Annotated in this window: 23 protein-coding genes and 1 tRNA gene; 17 read left to right on the forward strand and 7 right to left on the reverse strand. The window is 67.4% G+C overall.

The window, feature by feature from the left end; all coding sequences use genetic code 11:
- Nucleotides 1-3 precede the first annotated feature (3 nt).
- Nucleotides 4-1,107, reverse strand: coding sequence for a sn-glycerol-3-phosphate ABC transporter ATP-binding protein UgpC (gene ugpC, locus E0W80_RS04285; protein WP_047521512.1), 1,104 nt, complete (start codon nt 1,105-1,107; stop codon nt 4-6).
- Between the two features lie 234 nt (nt 1,108-1,341).
- On the opposite strand from ugpC, the gene E0W80_RS04290 reads away from it, so the two are divergent.
- The gene (locus E0W80_RS04290) at nt 1,342-2,280 is read left to right on the forward strand and encodes a thioredoxin domain-containing protein (RefSeq protein ID WP_131491429.1); all 939 of its coding nucleotides are present in this window, start codon (nt 1,342-1,344) and stop codon (nt 2,278-2,280) included.
- 40 nt (nt 2,281-2,320) lie between these two features.
- Nucleotides 2,321-2,396 (forward strand) — tRNA-Thr (locus E0W80_RS04295).
- Between the two features lie 55 nt (nt 2,397-2,451).
- Here E0W80_RS04295 and E0W80_RS04300 read toward each other — a convergent pair.
- Genes E0W80_RS04300 through E0W80_RS04310 form a run of 3 tightly spaced genes read right to left on the reverse strand, consistent with a single transcriptional unit; the run spans nt 2,452 to nt 4,407 of the window.
- A complete protein-coding gene (locus E0W80_RS04300) occupies nt 2,452-3,597 on the reverse strand; it encodes a tyrosine-type recombinase/integrase (RefSeq protein WP_131491430.1) in 1,146 nt (381 codons plus the stop codon).
- Nucleotides 3,597-4,034, reverse strand: a complete 438-nt coding sequence (locus E0W80_RS04305; RefSeq protein ID WP_165875388.1) for an ImmA/IrrE family metallo-endopeptidase — start codon at nt 4,032-4,034, stop codon at nt 3,597-3,599. The genes E0W80_RS04300 and E0W80_RS04305 overlap by 1 nt, the downstream gene beginning before the upstream one ends.
- Nucleotides 4,035-4,059: 25 nt before the next feature.
- Entirely contained in the window at nt 4,060-4,407 is a 348-nt protein-coding gene (locus E0W80_RS04310) for a hypothetical protein (RefSeq protein ID WP_131491432.1), read from the reverse strand.
- 86 nt (nt 4,408-4,493) lie between these two features.
- Here E0W80_RS04310 and E0W80_RS04315 point away from each other — a divergent pair, with 86 nt between their 5' ends.
- The 8 genes from E0W80_RS04315 to E0W80_RS04350 all read left to right on the forward strand — a co-directional run bounded on the left by E0W80_RS04315 (nt 4,494) and on the right by E0W80_RS04350 (nt 8,605).
- On the forward strand, nt 4,494-4,763 hold the full coding sequence (locus tag E0W80_RS04315; protein WP_131491433.1) for a helix-turn-helix transcriptional regulator: 270 nt from the start codon (nt 4,494-4,496) through the stop codon (nt 4,761-4,763).
- Nucleotides 4,760-4,996, forward strand: a complete 237-nt coding sequence (locus tag E0W80_RS04320) for a helix-turn-helix domain-containing protein (protein ID WP_131491434.1) — start codon at nt 4,760-4,762, stop codon at nt 4,994-4,996. Before E0W80_RS04315 ends, E0W80_RS04320 begins: the two co-directional genes overlap by 4 nt.
- Nucleotides 4,993-5,277 carry a hypothetical protein gene (locus E0W80_RS04325; protein ID WP_131491435.1) on the forward strand — a complete coding sequence of 95 codons (285 nt, stop codon included), beginning with the start codon at nt 4,993-4,995 and terminating at the stop codon, nt 5,275-5,277. Before E0W80_RS04320 ends, E0W80_RS04325 begins: the two co-directional genes overlap by 4 nt.
- On the forward strand, nt 5,274-6,059 hold the full coding sequence (locus tag E0W80_RS04330) for a phage antirepressor KilAC domain-containing protein (RefSeq protein WP_131491436.1): 786 nt from the start codon (nt 5,274-5,276) through the stop codon (nt 6,057-6,059). Before E0W80_RS04325 ends, E0W80_RS04330 begins: the two co-directional genes overlap by 4 nt.
- A gap of 63 nt (nt 6,060-6,122) precedes the next feature.
- Complete coding sequence (locus E0W80_RS04335; protein WP_131491437.1) at nt 6,123-6,449, forward strand: hypothetical protein; 327 nt, start codon at nt 6,123-6,125, stop codon at nt 6,447-6,449.
- Nucleotides 6,446-7,426 (forward strand): hypothetical protein, encoded by a 981-nt coding sequence (locus E0W80_RS04340; RefSeq protein ID WP_131491438.1) that lies wholly within the window; start codon nt 6,446-6,448, stop codon nt 7,424-7,426. Before E0W80_RS04335 ends, E0W80_RS04340 begins: the two co-directional genes overlap by 4 nt.
- Nucleotides 7,413-8,171, forward strand: coding sequence for a hypothetical protein (locus tag E0W80_RS04345; protein ID WP_131491439.1), 759 nt, complete (start codon nt 7,413-7,415; stop codon nt 8,169-8,171). Before E0W80_RS04340 ends, E0W80_RS04345 begins: the two co-directional genes overlap by 14 nt.
- Nucleotides 8,171-8,605 (forward strand): hypothetical protein, encoded by a 435-nt coding sequence (locus tag E0W80_RS04350; protein ID WP_131491440.1) that lies wholly within the window; start codon nt 8,171-8,173, stop codon nt 8,603-8,605. Before E0W80_RS04345 ends, E0W80_RS04350 begins: the two co-directional genes overlap by 1 nt.
- A gap of 17 nt (nt 8,606-8,622) precedes the next feature.
- Here the strand turns inward: E0W80_RS04350 and E0W80_RS04355 are convergent, their stop codons facing one another.
- The 3 genes from E0W80_RS04355 to E0W80_RS04365 form a co-directional block, all read right to left on the reverse strand.
- The gene (locus E0W80_RS04355; protein WP_131491441.1) at nt 8,623-8,880 is read right to left on the reverse strand and encodes a hypothetical protein; all 258 of its coding nucleotides are present in this window, start codon (nt 8,878-8,880) and stop codon (nt 8,623-8,625) included.
- A gap of 72 nt (nt 8,881-8,952) precedes the next feature.
- Entirely contained in the window at nt 8,953-9,180 is a 228-nt protein-coding gene (locus E0W80_RS04360) for a hypothetical protein (protein WP_131491442.1), read from the reverse strand.
- A gap of 27 nt (nt 9,181-9,207) precedes the next feature.
- Nucleotides 9,208-9,711, reverse strand: coding sequence for a hypothetical protein (locus E0W80_RS04365; RefSeq protein WP_131491443.1), 504 nt, complete (start codon nt 9,709-9,711; stop codon nt 9,208-9,210).
- Between the two features lie 26 nt (nt 9,712-9,737).
- Between E0W80_RS04365 and E0W80_RS04370 the strand changes: the two genes are divergently transcribed.
- The 7 genes from E0W80_RS04370 (at nt 9,738) to E0W80_RS04400 (ending at nt 13,039) form a co-directional block, all read left to right on the forward strand.
- The gene (locus E0W80_RS04370; protein ID WP_131491444.1) at nt 9,738-10,136 is read left to right on the forward strand and encodes a hypothetical protein; all 399 of its coding nucleotides are present in this window, start codon (nt 9,738-9,740) and stop codon (nt 10,134-10,136) included.
- Nucleotides 10,133-10,345 (forward strand): hypothetical protein, encoded by a 213-nt coding sequence (locus E0W80_RS04375; protein WP_131491445.1) that lies wholly within the window; start codon nt 10,133-10,135, stop codon nt 10,343-10,345. The genes E0W80_RS04370 and E0W80_RS04375 overlap by 4 nt, the downstream gene beginning before the upstream one ends.
- Nucleotides 10,342-10,644, forward strand: coding sequence for a hypothetical protein (locus tag E0W80_RS04380; RefSeq protein WP_131491446.1), 303 nt, complete (start codon nt 10,342-10,344; stop codon nt 10,642-10,644). Before E0W80_RS04375 ends, E0W80_RS04380 begins: the two co-directional genes overlap by 4 nt.
- Nucleotides 10,641-10,895: a hypothetical protein gene (locus E0W80_RS04385; RefSeq protein WP_131491447.1), complete on the forward strand. Its 255-nt coding sequence runs from the start codon at nt 10,641-10,643 to the stop codon at nt 10,893-10,895. The genes E0W80_RS04380 and E0W80_RS04385 overlap by 4 nt, the downstream gene beginning before the upstream one ends.
- Before the next feature lie 321 nt (nt 10,896-11,216).
- Entirely contained in the window at nt 11,217-11,834 is a 618-nt protein-coding gene (locus E0W80_RS04390; protein WP_131491448.1) for a hypothetical protein, read from the forward strand.
- A 126-nt stretch (nt 11,835-11,960) separates the two neighbouring features.
- Nucleotides 11,961-12,563, forward strand: a complete 603-nt coding sequence (locus E0W80_RS04395) for a hypothetical protein (RefSeq protein ID WP_131491449.1) — start codon at nt 11,961-11,963, stop codon at nt 12,561-12,563.
- The gene (locus tag E0W80_RS04400; protein WP_131491450.1) at nt 12,563-13,039 is read left to right on the forward strand and encodes a single-stranded DNA-binding protein; all 477 of its coding nucleotides are present in this window, start codon (nt 12,563-12,565) and stop codon (nt 13,037-13,039) included. Before E0W80_RS04395 ends, E0W80_RS04400 begins: the two co-directional genes overlap by 1 nt.
- Nucleotides 13,040-13,309: the final 270 nt, after the last annotated feature.

The following is a 13,309-nucleotide window of genomic DNA, read 5'->3' on the forward strand; positions in this document are numbered from 1 at the left end:
CGATCAGACGGAGACGACCGGCTTGTCGTTCAGGCGGTCGCCGGACTCGATGTCGAACGCGTGCACGTGGCCCGGGTTCGCCGCGAGCGTGACCGTCTCGCCGGCGTTCGGGTGGTTGCGGCCGTCGACACGGGCGACGATGTCACTGCGCTTGCCGTTGATCTCGGTGTGGCCGTAGAGGTAGCCGTCGGCGCCGAGCTCTTCGACCAGGTCGACGACGACGGGAAGACCCTTGCCGTCGGCCGGTCCGACCGTGATGTCCTCGGGACGCACACCGACCGTGACCTGGCTGCCGTTGGCGCGGCCGACCGTGTCGCGATCGAGCGGGACGATCTCCGAGCCGAAGCGGATGCCGCCGTCGGCGAGGTCGGCAGCGAACAGGTTCATCGCGGGCGAACCGATGAAGCCGGCCACGAAGACGTTGTTCGGCTTCTCGTACAGGTCGCGCGGGGAGCCCACCTGCTGCAGGAGGCCGTCCTTGAGGACCGCGATGCGGTCGCCCATGGTCAGAGCCTCGGTCTGGTCGTGGGTGACGTAGACCGTGGTGACACCGAGACGGCGCTGCAGCGAGGCGATCTGCGTACGCGTCTGCACGCGGAGCTTGGCGTCGAGGTTCGACAGCGGCTCGTCCATGAGGAACACCTGCGGCTGACGCACGATGGCGCGTCCCATGGCGACACGCTGACGCTGACCACCCGAGAGGGCCTTCGGCTTGCGGGTCAGGTAGGGCTCGAGGTCGAGCAGCTTGGCGGCTTCGAGCACGCGGGCCGCACGCTCTTCCTTGCCGACGCCCGCGATCTTCAGGGCGAAGCCCATGTTCTCGGCGACCGTCATGTGGGGGTACAGCGCGTAGTTCTGGAAGACCATCGCGATGTCGCGGTCCTTCGGCGGGACGTCGGTCACGTCGCGGTCGCCGATGAGGATGCGGCCGGCGTTGACCTCTTCGAGGCCGGCCAGCATGCGGAGGGAGGTCGACTTACCGCACCCGGAAGGACCGACGAGGACGAGGAATTCGCCGTCACCGACCTCGAGGTTCAGCTTGTCGACAGCGGGACGGGTTCCGCCGGGGTACAAGCGGGTGGCCTCGTCGAAAGTCACAGATGCCATCGTTGTTTCTCCTTCACCGGCAGGTACGTGCCGGACGATCCGTAGTGATGAAGCGGCGGAGTGAACCCGCCGTGACCCGACTCTGGGTCGGAATCAGTATGGCATGAACCGGGGTACCTGGGTATTTCTCAGCCTGAATCGCTAGCATCGAACTCGGCCGCGCGCTGCGGCGATCGTCGCCGAGCGGCGGTCGGGGCCAACCCGGACCCCCCCTGGAGACTTACAAGAGGAACGATGTCGAGCGACGAAACGCCGAACGTCCCCACGCCACGCAATTCCCGCGAGGTCGTGCGGGAGAAGGCCCAGAGAGTTCACGCCCAGCAGTCGCGGGCGCGCCTCATGCGACGGATCATCATCGGCGCCGTGGCGCTGGTCGCGGTGGGCGCGATCGGCACGGCGGTGACGCTGGCGGTGTCGTCGCAGGTGTCCAAGCCGCGGCTCACGCCGACCGGCATGGAATCGGACGGCGTCGTCGTCACCGACGTCGAGGCCTTCGCCGGATCCGCTGCGGTACCCACGACCCCCACACCCGAGTCGACCGACGCGGGCGCTTCCGAATCTCCGACGCCGGAGCCGACGGCGTCCGAGAAGGTCGACATCCACGTCTACGTCGACTACCTCTCGCCCGACGCCGGAATGTTCGAGCGTGCCAACGCCCGCCAGCTCGCCGGATGGATCAAGGAAGGTGCGGTCACGGTCAGCTACCACCCGGTGGCCCTGCTCACCGCGAGCTCGAACGGCACCAAGTTCTCGCTGCGTTCGGCTGCGGCTGCGGCGTGCGTCGCCACGCATTCGCCCGAGCAGTTCTACGCGTTCAACCACGAGCTGCTCGACGATCAGCCCGAGGTCGGCAGCGACGGCCTCTCCGACGAAGACCTCGCGAATCTCGCTCTCGCGGTCGGCGTCGGCAACGGCAAGGCCGTCCGCTCGTGCATCGAGGACGGCGACTTCGTCAGCTGGGCCAAGGAAGCCACGACCCGGGCGCTGGACGGCCCGCTCGCCGGTTCCGATGACCTGGTGCTGACCGCGACCCCGATGATCGTGGCGAACGGCGAGGCCTACGTCGGCGCCATGGACGATCCCGCCGAGTTCTCGCAGTTCGTCCTCAGCGTCGCCAGCGACGCGTCGCGCGAAACGCCGACCCCGACACCGACCTCCACACCCGCCCCCTGATTCGGAGGGGGTCGATGTCATCGCTAAGCTGATGGCATCCGCCGACTTGGCGCAATTGGTAGCGCACCGTACTTGTAATACGGGGGTTACGGGTTCGAGTCCCGTAGTCGGCTCCACACACGAAGGCCCGCATCCCCTAGGAAACACTGGGGATGCGGGCCTTCGTCGTATCTAGGCGAGCAGTGCTGCCCACGATTTGCCCACACTCTGCGCGCGGGCGGCGGTCTCGAGGTTCGCCGACACGGCGCTGAGATCGTCGTCGAACAGGTCGGCGTAGACATCGAGAGTGATCGCGGCGGACTCGTGGCCGAGCATCCGCTGCAGGGCCTTCACGTTCGCGCCGGCGGCGATCGCGAGCGACGCTGCCGTGTGCCGAAGGTCGTGGGCAGTGATCCTCGGGAACTGGTCGTCTCGGGCCTGAACCCGAGAGACCGCGCCCTCGAACCATCCGTTGCCGAAGCGCGGCGGACGAAGGTGGTTCGTCCCGTCTCCGAAGAGGAGGTCGTCGGGGCCCTTGCCACGCGCGGCGCGCTCGAGCATCGGCGCGATGAACTTCGGGAAGGGCACCGATCGGATCTGCCAAGTCTTCGGTGTCCCGACGTGGATCACTCCGTCGACCTGCACGGCGTTCTCCTCGACGTGCAGTCGCTGGCGCAGCAGGTTGACGCTGCGAACGCGCAGAGCGGCCGCCTCACCCCATCGCAGCCCGGTATAGGCGAGCGTGAGCACGAGCTCGGGGCGCGCCGACTCGGCGGCGAGTGTGTGCACCTGGTCGTGCGTGAGGTACACGCGCCCAGCCTTGCGCTTCGGCTTGCGTGGCAGGTTCTTCATCCCGCGCGCGGGGTTTCGGGCGATCCGTCTGTCGTCGACGGCGACGTCGAGAACGCCGGCGAGTACGCCGAGCGCTCGCAACGCGACGGTGGCGCTGCGCCCCTTCGTGCCGTCAGGCTTGTCGTGGGTCAGCTCGGTTACCCACGTGCGGACCTCGGACGGGAGGATGCCGCCGACCTCGCGCGCGCCCCACTTCGGTTCGACGTGCAGCCGCCATGCGATCGGGAGCTGTGCGAACGCGGACGGCTTCAAGGACTTCTTGCCGATGATCCACGTGTCGTATAGCTGTGCGACGGTGACGCGCGAGAGGGCGGGGTCAAGGTACTCGCCTCGCGCCTTCGATACCGTCACGGAGGCGAGGAAGAGTTCGGCTTCCTTCTTCGTGCGGAATCCGCGCTTGTCGGTCTGTGACTTGTCCGGCTTGCGGTATCGAACGCGGTACCGCTTTCCGGCTGCGGTCTCGTAGGCGCTGACGGTGCCGCTCATCAGGTCACCTCGACGCGGTGGGCGAACTGGCCGGCGCCCATGCGCGGGTCGACGTAGACTGCGGCGTCGGTGCGCAGGAGTGTGCTGCGGTAGACGACGACGAGCTCGTCGGGAACGTTGAGGTCGATCGCCATCGAGGTGACGTGGCCGTCGCGGTGGTGCTCGGCGTCGGCATAGGCCGCGGGCGTGATGAGCGTCTGCGCTGCCCAGATGTTCGCGGCGGCCTCCTGACGCTTGCGGATGAGCCCGAAGTCAGTGGGGCGATGGCCGAGCACATGATGGCCGATCTCGTGGCACATGACGCCGCGAAGGATGCGTCCGCGCATGCCCGGAGTGAGGTCGATGTGCTTGCTGTTGGGAGCGTAGCCGCTCCGGTGGGTGCCGCGTCGTTCGCGGACTGTCAGGCCGAGATCGGCAGCGAGATTCCAGATGTCCATGCGGGACCCCCTCGGTAGAGCATGGTTATGCGTGGTCGTAGTCGGCGTCGTTGCCTTCGGGGAACTCGTTGATCGAGTCGTTCGCGACCAGGTCGTAATCCTGGCGGCGACGTGCGACATTGTCGGCGCGCTGGATGAGCTCGATCTCGGAAACACCGAGGGCGGTCGCGATGGCGGAGATGTCCCACACGTTGAGGATCACCCGCCGGCCAGTCTTGGTGTTGCCGCCGTCGAGTCGATCGCTCATGTACTGCGACGACTTACCGATGAGTCGGCCGAGCCCGCGCGAGGAGAGGGACTGTCTGCCCATCTCGGCCTTGATCTCGCTGACGAGAGCATCGGAGAACCGTTCGGCGAACTCAATATCGGTCATGGTGGCAATCCTGACAGGTGCATGAATTTTGCACAAGATGCATGACAAGGTTGACACTGCATGGATTTCCATGCGAAGGTCTCTGCATGGAACTTCATGCAACCCTTCCCGATGAAGCGGAAACGGCCCGTCGCTTCGCCGATGAGGTTCGAGGCGAGCTCGCTCGCCAGCGCCGCACCGCCGCGGAACTCGCGCTCGCTATCGGTTCGACTCAGCAGACCATCGGCCGTCGACTCAGCGGAGCAACGCCGTTCAACGCCATCGAGATGGCGTTCCTGTCTCGATTCCTCGGCATCCCGCTACCGCTGCTCTGGGAGCGCGCGACCGCGCCGCAGCCAAGGGCGGTCGCGTCATGAGCAACGTCACGGCGATGAAGCCGCGGGCGTCGGCGCCGTTCGCGGAGTGGCTCTCGCCTGCGGAGGTCTGTGAGGTGATCCCCGGGATGACCATGACGCTGCTACAGCGGATGCGCGACGCCGGAAAGGGGCCGCGATACGCAAAGCCGTCGGCGAAGACGGTCGTCTATTCCCGCGCCGATGTCGACGCCTGGGTGCGTTCGACGCTCGTCAATACGAGGGAGCAGTCGTGACTCGGCTTCTACGCACAGTGAAGTGGATAGCCATGGGAGTCGCGGCGCTTGCCTTCGGCTGGACCGTCGGCGGCCATGTCGATCTCTTCAGCTTGGTGGGCGTGCTCGGCCTGATCATCTGGCGGCTCGCGCAGCTGCTCATCGATTCCGGCCGCTGGGATGCCGGTCTGCCCGCTGGGGATTCGGGTTCCCCCGGTCGGGGCACCGTGGGGACGGATGCCCCGACTGAGTCGGATCTCAGCCGCCTCGACCGCCTCGACGGAGTGGGGAACGGGCGATGAGCGCGCTCGAGGTGTTCGGGTTCGACGGCGCCGATGTGCGGGTCGTGGTGATCGAGGGCATGCCTAAGTTCGTGGCGCGTGATGTCGCGGCGGCGCTCGGGTACGTCGACACGACGAACGCGATCAAGACGCACTGCCGTGGGGTGGCGATTCACCACCCCATCGAAGACAGCATGGGCCGCGCCCAGCTCGCACGCGTCATCGGCGAACCTGACCTGCTCCGGATGATCGCGAGTTCGCGGCTCCCGTCGGCGGAGCGGTTCGAGCGCTGGGCGTTCGAGGAGGTGCTCCCGCAGGTCGTGCGCACGGGGTCCTACACGCCGGCGCTGACCGAAGACGAGATCGTGCACCAGGCGCTCGCGATCACCGCACGCCGCGTCGAGGCGCTCGAGACGCGCGTCGCCGAACTTGAGCCCGTCGCCGCTCACGCCGAGACGTTCCGCCAGGCCGACGGCCTGCGCACGATCGGGGATCTCGCGAACGACTTCAAGGCGCACTGCTCCGAGAAGTTCCCCGGCGTGAAGGTCCGTCACCAGGACGTGTTCGACCACGCAGGCCGCCTCGGCATCATCATCCGCACCGCGTCCGTCCGCCACAACCAGCCGACCGCGCAGGCGATCGAAGCCGGATGGGCGCGCGCGCACCGCACGACGTTCGGCACGAACACCCGCGGCACGCAGACGGCCGTGTCGACCCGCCTCACACCGAAGGGCGAGGCCCGCCTTTGGGACGGCCTCGCCGCCTGGCTCGGCACGCACGGCACCCTCGCCATCCCTCACTGACCCCACACACGAAAGTGGGGCGCCCGTTGCACCGGGCGCCCCACCAAAACGAAAGGCACGCACATGCCTCAGACACAGGATACCGACGAGAACGTCGAACCGGTCGACAGCTTCGCCCCGATGACCGCCGACAGGCACCTCAGCGTCGCCGAGCGTACAGCGCCGGTGATCGACGGACCGATCGCGACCGATCACCGCAGCATCTGGCCGCTGTCGCCAGCACGCATGACCGCCGTCGTCGCCGCGCTCATCACCGCCGCCATCTGCGGACCGGCCGCGGCTGACCCGACAACCGGCATCAACGGCGCCGACCTCGGCGTCCTCCTCAGCCTCGCGACGTTCGTCGCCGCATTCCTCATCCCGCTCCCGAAGAAGGACGACCAGTCATGACCCCGCAGATCACCGCCGCCCGCGTCGTCGTCCCCGGCGACGCGCCCCGCACCGTGTGGATGCTCGAGCGCGGCGAGGGCGTCACCGCCTCCGACGCATGGCGCATCGCACGCGCCGGCATCAAAGCGCGCCGCGCCATCGTCGAGCAGAAAATGAACGGCTCGACCTTCCGTGGCAACCGGGCCACCGCGGCCGGGCACGCCCGCGAGGCCGCCCTGCTCGACGAGGCCGCCGAGCGCCTCGCATCGCTCACCCCCAACGCCGCGCTGTGGGCCGCGCTCGACAATGACCTGCACCGAGCCACCCCGGACGCGATCGGAATCGACCAAGACGGCGCGCTCGTCGTCATCGAGGTGAAGTCCCACGATTTCGGCTGGGACTCCTGGACGATCCCCGTCGAGCACATGGCGCAGATGCAGTGGCAGATCCACGTCCTCGGCGCTGACTACGCGCTGTACGGGTTCGAGGTCCGCGACGAAGACGACATGCCCCCCGTCGACGGCGCGACCTGGATCCCCGTGCCCCGCGACGCGGAGATGATCGCGTACCTCGTCGACCGCGCCGACAACTTCATCGCCTGGCGCGACGCCGGATGCCCCGACGTCGACGACCTCCCCGACGAAGTCACGGACGCTGTCGCCGCTTGGGCGCCGCTGAAACGCGACCTCGACGCCGCAGTGAAGGCGGAGAAGGACGCGAACGCAAAGGTCAAGGCAGCGACCGCGAAGCTCCCCGGTGCGCAGCGCTTCGGCGCCGTCGGCATGACCGAGCACGGCGGGTTCCAGACCACCGTCTCCGAGACGGTGTCGATCGACGAAGCCGCATGGAAGGCCGCCGCGCCCGAGGTCCACGCGCACGTCGAGGCGCTGCGCGTCGAGCTCGCCGTGCTGGAGGCGTCGGCGCTGAAGCACTTCCCCCGCACCACCCGCAAGGCGCCCGCTCTGAAGTTCCAGGAGGTCGAGCATGTCAACGACTGAGCTCATCGAGAAGAAGACCATCGGAGAGGTCGAGCACATCGTGCACGCCTCCGGCCTCTGGGACGGCACCGGCTCAGTCGAGTTCTCCGACGACGGCGAGACCTGGACCGAAGCGTGGGCGCCGACCTTCGAGGTCGGATTGAGCGGCGAGCCCGTCCGCACGCTCATCGCGCACCCCGAGTTCGCTCGTGTCGAGGTGTACCGCAAGGAGGTACGCGTCCCGACGAAGGTCACCATCCGCTGGGCCGAGCAGTACCCCGCCGCATCCGAGGAGTGGGCGGCGAAGTGGGACCGCTCGCCGATGCGGCACCTCGGCCGGACCGTGCGAATGGTCGCCTTCCGGCAGACGTTCCGTGACCTCCTCGGCGACATCCGTATCGAGGAGGAGGTCGACGAGCGCGACCTGCCGGACGCCCCCGCGAGTACAGCGCCGGCGTCGGAGCGCTACTGGGCGGCCGAGTTCCTCGCGACCGAGACGATCGAGCAGATCGATGCCCTCGAAGCGGAGGCCCGCGCGGTCCGCGCCTTCACCCCCGACAAGGCCGGCACCGACCTGCACCGCACCGCCCGCAACCAGCGGAAGGCGCTCGTCGAGTCCGCCTGGGCGGTGTCCGCCGCCGCGGCCGCTCCGACGGCGACCGAGCCCGAGACGCCCGTCGTCGAAAGGCCTGCACCGCGCGATCACCTCCCGCCGCAGAACCGCGCCGCTCGCCGCGCCGTGGCACGCAAGAAGGGGCGCCGCTGATGTTCACGAACCCGAGCACGGGCGAGGTGATGACGACCGAGGCTGCGACGTTCGCGATCAAGGCGGGCGCGCAGCTCCTCGACTACCAGCCGACCAACCCGACCGAGATGGAGTACTTCATCCGCGAGTCCGTCGGGCTGATGGAGAAGCTGCCCGACGTGATGCTCGAGATCAACGCCCGCCGCTACGCCGCCGAGCGCGCCTACATCGCGAGGAAGCAGACCCAGCTCGCCCACTACGGCCGCAACAACGTCCCCGCGACGTTCGCCCGCGCGATGGCAGACACCGACGCACAGGCGGAACTCGAGGCATGGCACGACGTCAAAGCCGAGTACCACTACGCCGCCGGCACCGAGCGCGCCCTGCGCACGAAGGTCAACGCGATGCTCAACATCAACCGCGCTATCGCCGCGCAGTTCGGGGCGCACCGATGAGCGCGGTCAGGGCGAGCTCAGAAATGCTCGTAGAAGAACGACCACGCATCCCATCCGCCGCCGACTGCGCCAACACCCGGTGCAGGCGTGAGGAAGAAGGAATCTCTGCCGTCCTGCTCCAGGATCGCGAGGTAGGACGGGTTCAGGTCGTATCGGACTTCGAAGGCATTCTCTCCGACGCGCGTGACCGTGACGGGGCTCCCGGAGGATCCGCCGTTGAAATTCACGGACTCGCCGATTGCCGCCGGGAGTTCAGGCACAGCGTTTTCAGTCATGCCCGAACTCTATCGGGGGCATGTCGTGTGTGTGGAGCGAGGGGGGACGGTACGTGCCGCGCTTCCGCGCAGTCAGTCGAGGCCCTCGTAGTCATCGCGATACCCGCGAGCCGCTGTGAAATGGAGGGGGACACCGGGGCCGATGTGCACGCCGACCATCGTGTTGGGAGCGTTCACCGGGTAGAAGTGCCAGACCAGTTGTCGGCCCTGCTGAATCTGATACTCGATCTTGTCCTTGTCCTCGATCGAGATCAGAAACTCAGTCCCGTTGTAGTGGAGCGTCACGTCCTGCTTCGACATGCCCGCACTCTATCGGGCGGGATCGATCTAACTACTCAAAGCCTCTTCGATCGCGGCCTGAGCCTCGCGGCGGCGATCGATCAGCCACTCAAGGTCTTTGACTGGGATCTTTCGCTCGCCTCTCACAGAAGCGCCAAGAATGCTTCGCAGGCGTCCGACCGCTCCACGCTGTACATGGCCGGCTTCGTCTTGCCAAACGCCGAGCTGCTCGGCGGCTTGCGCGATGTTGAGTATGTATCCCGTGAGCTTCACAGCTTTGCGTACTTCTGGGTCGGGCAGCTTCTCTTCGATCGCGGCCAGCTGGGTGAATGCCGGCGAGTTGGGATCGACTGCGTCATTCCCAAATCGGTTCCTCGCTTGGCTCCCGGCCAGCTCAGCGGAGATCGTCGTGGCGAGGTCGAGTGCCTCCGACAGCTGTTCGCGAGCATCGCGACGGTCCTGGTGCTTCCGGCTGCGAAGTCCCTCAAGGCTTGTGAAGCCGTATGTCAGGCCCGACCCGACGAGCAGAGGCCACAGCCAGTCGATTTCCATGGCGGCACTCTATCGGGGGTGACCCGATGAGCGCGCCGACCGCGGAGACCCGCAACGCGGTCTACCAGCGGGATGAGCGCCGGTGCGCGGCGTGCGGTGTGCTCGTGCTCACGTTTCAGCACCGCCGCGCGGTGGGTATGGGCGGGTCGAAGAACGTCCCGTCGCCCGTCGATGGCCTGTCGCTGTGCGCGTTCTGCAACGCCGCGTGCGAGGGCGCGCTGCAGGCGCAGGCGCTCCGCTTCGGGTGGAAGGTCCGACGCTGGGTGAAGCACCCCGAACGCGTGCCGGTCTTCTACCCGCTCGAGATGTCCTGGTACCGCTTCGAGGGCGTGAGCCGCATCCGGATCTCCCGCGCCGTGGCGATGGAGATGGGCTGCAGCGTCTACGGTGCCGAGTGGCTGCTCTGGAATGAGGCGATCGCATGAGCCGCTCCATAGTGCTGCCCCCGCGGCCCGCCGACAAGCGCAGAGGGACGACGAAGGTCGGTGCGCTGCGTGACGAGTACAACGCGGTCGTCGAGGGGCGCCCCACCCGATGGGTTAGGTCGCTCGATGGCTACGAGCCAAACCCGGCGTTCTCCGAGTGGGTGAAGCGCGCTGAGGCTTGGGCCGCGGAACGCGAGGCGATCGCATGAGCATCGTGAGCGAGGCGTTCGCCGCATGGCGCGAGTGCCGTGCCGAGTACGACAACACCCTCTATGCGCAGTTCGTCGCCGCGGAGGAGGCCACGCGCGGTGCCATGCTCAACGCCCGCGGCCGCGAGAAGGGTATCGACCCGTTCTCGCTGTTCATGGGGAACGAGACGCGTGCACTCGCGTATGCCTCTGAGGAGCTCGTCGAGCACTGGGAGACGCACCCGCGGATCACGTTCGCGAAGTTTGAGCGGGCGTGGCAGCGGCAGCGCGAGGCCGAGCTCATCGAGGACGCAGCATGAGCGCCATCCTCGAGGCGAACATCGCCCACGCGCTCTCCTCGGTCGACGAGAGGGAATGGAGACCCAACCGGGACGTCACTCTCGCCGAGCTCCGCATCGTCGACATGATCCACGAGGGAAAGCCGACATGCCGCCTATGCGGGCAGGTCGTGAACCGCCTCGACACGTTCGGCCTCTGCTCCAAGACGACCGAGTCGCACCGGCAGCGCCGCGGCGACTTCACGCCCGCGAAGAAGGCGAGAACACGATGAAGCGTCCCACGACCGGCACGGTGTACGCCGTGTACTGGCCCGCCGAGCAGGTGCTCAAGGTCGGCATCATGTGGCGCGACTCCCGAATCCGGCACATGGTCGACACCGGCGCCGAGGTGCTCATGATGATGCGCGACAGCCCCGCCGGGTGGGAGCCCTATGCGCTCCGCGAGCTCGCGAAGACCTGGCCGCGCGCCTTCGCCACCGCCGACGACTCTGAACCCATCCTGCGCCGCGGCCGCGGGTACACCGAGTGCTACCGAGTTCCGCTGGGCGAGCTTCCGGCAGCAGTAGACGCAATTCTGAGGGGCACGATCCGCCATGACGCTGAGCAGACCACGAACGTTGACGGTCGAGGCGTTCCGGCAGATCCGACGACTCCCGCCGGCGCTGAGAGCGACGGCCGAGGGGCTTCGGATGCATGCCGACGACCACGGCCGCGGTCGCGTCGAGCTGAGGCAGATCCTCGCCGACGTGTATCCGGAGCAGTCCGACGTGACCGAGTCCGTGCTGGTGGATCACCTGCTCGAGCTCGCCGAAGCGGACGTCCTCACGCTGTACGAGGACCGCGGTGTCTCGCTGTACGCCTTCACCCACTGGGGGCGCATCGACCGGCCAACGAAGTCCGAGCTGCCCGAGCCGCCACCATTCGCGAGGCGCTCGCGAGAGCCTCGCGAGTCACTCCTGGCGGGGGAGAGAGGGAGCGAGCGGGAGAGCGAGGGCGCGCGGGAGAGCGAGCGTGCGAGCGAGGGCGAGACTCCGTCAGCCCGCATGTCGCGAGAAGTGCTCCCACCGAACCCGTTCTGCGAGGAACATCCCGGGGGAGTGCTGGAACCCTGCATCGCCTGCCAGAACGCACGGCTACGCAACAAGCACTTCCTCGACATTCGCCGCTGGGACATGAGACAGGGAGAGGGGTGGAGCGATGAACCGTTCTGACATGGCGCTCGCGGAGTTCCTGGATCGGTGTTGCGCGAGGTACGCGAAAGAGCCGTCGTACAGGACCAAGCTCCGCCGGGAGCTCGAGAAGCCGAAGATCACACGATCAGACAGGAGAGCAGCAGCATGAGCAACAGGAACCAATTCGTCGGGCGAGAGGAAATGCTCGCGTCCATCGGCGTCGACATCAAGACCCTGGGATTCGTGGGTCTGACTTTCGACCCGCTCGACGTCCGTGAACAGCTGGACAAGCAGAGCTGGGGCGTCCGCATCGTCGAGAGCGACTACGTCTACGCACCCGAGGGCGACTACCGCACATGGGTGCAGGGACCGGTCGCGGAGAACAGCGCGCATGTGACAGCGAAGTACGGCCTGCTGACGCCGTCGCACGAACGCAAGCAGATCATCGACGAACTCATCGGCTGGCCCCTCGAGGTGTCCGTCGAGGTCGTCGACATCGAGGTCTTCCCGTCGCCCTACCTCGATCTCCCGTACGGGTGCCTGGTCGCGCGGCTCGGAGGTGACGAGCTCGCCGAGATGAACGCAGCACTGAGCGTCCTGCCGCACGTCGATTCGTTCGCCGAGTACAAGCCGCACCTCACGCTCGCCTACCTGCGGCCCGAGGTCGCGACGTACGCCGGCATCCCTGAGGCGCGGTCCTGGCTGCTCGGGAAGCAGCTGCGCGTCACCGGGATCGACTACGGCAAGGTCTACGGAGAGGCGAGCTGATGGTCGGCGAGACCGTGATCACTGTCGTCGGCAATCTGACGGCGGATCCCGAGCTGCGCTACACGCAGAACGGTCTCCCCGTGGCGAACTTCACGATCGCGAGCACGCCGAGGACCTTCGACCGGGCCGCGAACGAGTGGAAGGACGGCGAGGCGCTGTTCCTCCGGGCATCGTGCTGGCGGGAGTTCGCCGAGCACGTCGCCGGGTCGCTCACGAAGGGCTTGCGCGTCATCGCACAGGGGCGCCTCCGCCAGCGCTCTTATCAGGACCGCGAGGGCAACCAGCGCACGGCGATCGAGCTGGAAGTCGACGAGATCGGCCCGAGTCTCCGGTACGCGACGGCGCAGGTCACCCGCGCCGCCAAGACGGCTGACGCGAAGGGATCATCGGCGCAGCCGTCGAACGAAGAGCAGTGGGCGACCGCCGAGCCGCCCACGGAAGGGGGATGGACCTTTGGCGACGACACTCCGTTCTGAAGCACAGGATGCATGCCCGTACTGCCACGGGAAGCTGTCGATCATCGTGTCTCGGGATCCCGATGAAGAGGTCGACTGCGTGTGCACCGATCTACCGGAGCGGGCGACGTGCCCCGAGTGCCGGGACGGGAAGCATTCGATCTGCATCCACCAGGCGCTCTCTGACGGCGACGAGTTCGTGGATTGCGCATGCGGGTGCGAGTCCTCTCGGACCTGCCCGAGTTGCAAGGACGTCGTCCCGGTCGGCTGGACGCTCGATGACCACATGAA

The sequence above is a fragment of the Microbacterium sp. PI-1 genome (assembly GCF_004337555.1).
GTDB classification, from domain to species: domain Bacteria; phylum Actinomycetota; class Actinomycetes; order Actinomycetales; family Microbacteriaceae; genus Microbacterium; species Microbacterium aurugineum.

Excerpts from the sequence above, each read along its gene's own strand:
- ugpC (WP_047521512.1), bottom strand. The coding sequence starts at position 1,107 with ATGGCATCTGTGACTTTCGACGAGGCCACCCGCTTGTACCCCGGCGGA.
- E0W80_RS04290 (WP_131491429.1), top strand. The coding sequence starts at position 1,342 with ATGTCGAGCGACGAAACGCCGAACGTCCCCACGCCACGCAATTCCCGC.
- E0W80_RS04300 (WP_131491430.1), bottom strand. The coding sequence starts at position 3,597 with ATGAGCGGCACCGTCAGCGCCTACGAGACCGCAGCCGGAAAGCGGTAC.
- E0W80_RS04305 (WP_165875388.1), bottom strand. The coding sequence starts at position 4,034 with ATGGACATCTGGAATCTCGCTGCCGATCTCGGCCTGACAGTCCGCGAA.
- E0W80_RS04310 (WP_131491432.1), bottom strand. The coding sequence starts at position 4,407 with ATGACCGATATTGAGTTCGCCGAACGGTTCTCCGATGCTCTCGTCAGC.
- E0W80_RS04315 (WP_131491433.1), top strand. The coding sequence starts at position 4,494 with ATGGAACTTCATGCAACCCTTCCCGATGAAGCGGAAACGGCCCGTCGC.
- E0W80_RS04320 (WP_131491434.1), top strand. The coding sequence starts at position 4,760 with ATGAGCAACGTCACGGCGATGAAGCCGCGGGCGTCGGCGCCGTTCGCG.
- E0W80_RS04330 (WP_131491436.1), top strand. The coding sequence starts at position 5,274 with ATGAGCGCGCTCGAGGTGTTCGGGTTCGACGGCGCCGATGTGCGGGTC.
- E0W80_RS04335 (WP_131491437.1), top strand. The coding sequence starts at position 6,123 with ATGCCTCAGACACAGGATACCGACGAGAACGTCGAACCGGTCGACAGC.
- E0W80_RS04340 (WP_131491438.1), top strand. The coding sequence starts at position 6,446 with ATGACCCCGCAGATCACCGCCGCCCGCGTCGTCGTCCCCGGCGACGCG.
- E0W80_RS04345 (WP_131491439.1), top strand. The coding sequence starts at position 7,413 with ATGTCAACGACTGAGCTCATCGAGAAGAAGACCATCGGAGAGGTCGAG.
- E0W80_RS04350 (WP_131491440.1), top strand. The coding sequence starts at position 8,171 with ATGTTCACGAACCCGAGCACGGGCGAGGTGATGACGACCGAGGCTGCG.
- E0W80_RS04355 (WP_131491441.1), bottom strand. The coding sequence starts at position 8,880 with ATGACTGAAAACGCTGTGCCTGAACTCCCGGCGGCAATCGGCGAGTCC.
- E0W80_RS04360 (WP_131491442.1), bottom strand. The coding sequence starts at position 9,180 with ATGTCGAAGCAGGACGTGACGCTCCACTACAACGGGACTGAGTTTCTG.
- E0W80_RS04365 (WP_131491443.1), bottom strand. The coding sequence starts at position 9,711 with ATGGAAATCGACTGGCTGTGGCCTCTGCTCGTCGGGTCGGGCCTGACA.
- E0W80_RS04370 (WP_131491444.1), top strand. The coding sequence starts at position 9,738 with ATGAGCGCGCCGACCGCGGAGACCCGCAACGCGGTCTACCAGCGGGAT.
- E0W80_RS04375 (WP_131491445.1), top strand. The coding sequence starts at position 10,133 with ATGAGCCGCTCCATAGTGCTGCCCCCGCGGCCCGCCGACAAGCGCAGA.
- E0W80_RS04380 (WP_131491446.1), top strand. The coding sequence starts at position 10,342 with ATGAGCATCGTGAGCGAGGCGTTCGCCGCATGGCGCGAGTGCCGTGCC.
- E0W80_RS04385 (WP_131491447.1), top strand. The coding sequence starts at position 10,641 with ATGAGCGCCATCCTCGAGGCGAACATCGCCCACGCGCTCTCCTCGGTC.
- E0W80_RS04390 (WP_131491448.1), top strand. The coding sequence starts at position 11,217 with ATGACGCTGAGCAGACCACGAACGTTGACGGTCGAGGCGTTCCGGCAG.
- E0W80_RS04395 (WP_131491449.1), top strand. The coding sequence starts at position 11,961 with ATGAGCAACAGGAACCAATTCGTCGGGCGAGAGGAAATGCTCGCGTCC.
- E0W80_RS04400 (WP_131491450.1), top strand. The coding sequence starts at position 12,563 with ATGGTCGGCGAGACCGTGATCACTGTCGTCGGCAATCTGACGGCGGAT.